Here is a 1,415-nt window from a genome sequence, read left to right as displayed (position 1 = left end):
CTAGGGCCTGTCTGACAATCTCCGTCGGATCAGCGAGCGCCCGCCTGGCCGGCAGCCCGGAGTGACCACCCGGCGGGCATTGCCGGGCAGGACCTACGAACGGCGGGCCAGCAGGTGGGAGTCGAGGAAACCCCGTTCAGAGGCCGGATCGTGGAGCAGCCGGGCGAAGGGAACAAGCCCGGCATCGGCAAGCAGTTCGGCGAGGCGGTCCGCCGGCCAGCTGTAGGCAGGTGTCACCTTGTGGTCGAACTGGACCGGCTCCGGTCCGTCGGTCCCGAAGAAGGAGACCAGGAGCAGGCCACCCGGAGCCAGGACGCGTCCCTGCTCGGCGAGCAGCTTCGGGAGTTCTCCCGGAGGGGTGTGGATCATCGAGTAGTGGGCCAGTATGCCGCCGAGTGCGCCGTCTTCGATCGGCAGGGACTCCATCCGCGCCTCCTGGAAGCGCTGTGCCGGATGGGCCCGCCGAGCGTGATCGACCATGCCAGGGGAGAGGTCGAGTCCGAAGGCGTCCAGGCCCAGTTCGTGCAGCATGGCCGTCAGATGTCCGGGCCCGCACCCGACGTCCGCTGTCTGCAGGTTGCCTGTCGCGCGAACCAGTTCGGCGAAGGTGCCGATCATGGCCCGGGCAAACGGTTGTGTCTCCAGCCGGTCCGCGAACAGTGATGCGTACAGCTCGACGACTCCGTCGTAGGCCGCCCTGGTCTCGTCTTGATGATTCGCCACAGGCGGGACTCTATAGCCGGTCTGATCATTGATCTTGTGGCAGGTCGAGGTGAGCTGACGGATGCGGCGTGGGAGCGAATAGAGCCCTTGTTGCCGCGGGTGGGCGGACACGGTCGTCCGTGGCGTGATCACCGGCAGGTGGTCAACGGGGTGCTGTGGCGGCTGCGGACCGGGGCTCCGTGGCGCGATCTGCCCGAGCGGTACGGCCCCTGGCAGACCGTCTACGAGCGGTTCGCCCGCTGGGAACCGGACGGGACCTGGGCGAAGCTACTGGAACACGTCCAGGTCCGCGACGACGCAATGGACCGGGTGGAGTGGACCGTCGCTGTCGACTCCACGATCAACCGAGCTCACCAGCACGCGGCCGGCGCCCGTAAAAAGGGGCCGCGTGCGGGGACGAACCGGAAGATCCGGGCCACTCGCAGGCGCGCCAGGCCCTCGGCCGATCCCGGGGCGGGCTGACCACCAAAGTTCATCTCGCCGTCGACGGCCGCGGCCTCCCGCTGTCCATCACCCTCACACCCGGCAACGTCAACGACGCCACCGCCTTCGGCCAGGCCCTCGACAGCATCCGCATCCCGCGCGCCGTTACGGGCCGACCTCGCACGACACCGACGCGGGTGCTGGGCGACAAGGCATATTCCAGCCGGGCGATACGCCACCTGCTGCGGCGCCGGGGCATCGTTGCCACG

1 protein-coding gene and 1 pseudogene are annotated in these 1,415 nt (G+C 68.8%); one reads left to right on the top strand and one right to left on the bottom strand.

The window, feature by feature from the left end:
* Positions 1-93 precede the first annotated feature (93 nt).
* On the bottom strand, positions 94-723 hold the full coding sequence (locus ACZ6C1_RS39055) for a class I SAM-dependent methyltransferase (protein WP_469247779.1): 630 nt from the start codon (positions 721-723) through the stop codon (positions 94-96).
* A gap of 36 nt (positions 724-759) precedes the next feature.
* Between ACZ6C1_RS39055 and ACZ6C1_RS39050 the strand changes: the two are divergent.
* Positions 760-1,415: pseudogene (locus tag ACZ6C1_RS39050) on the top strand (IS5 family transposase); the annotation flags it as partial.

This window comes from Streptomyces sp. NPDC041796, assembly GCF_055590785.1.
The sequence above is the reverse complement of the archived record's forward strand: the minus strand, read 5'-3'. Positions and strand labels throughout refer to the sequence as shown.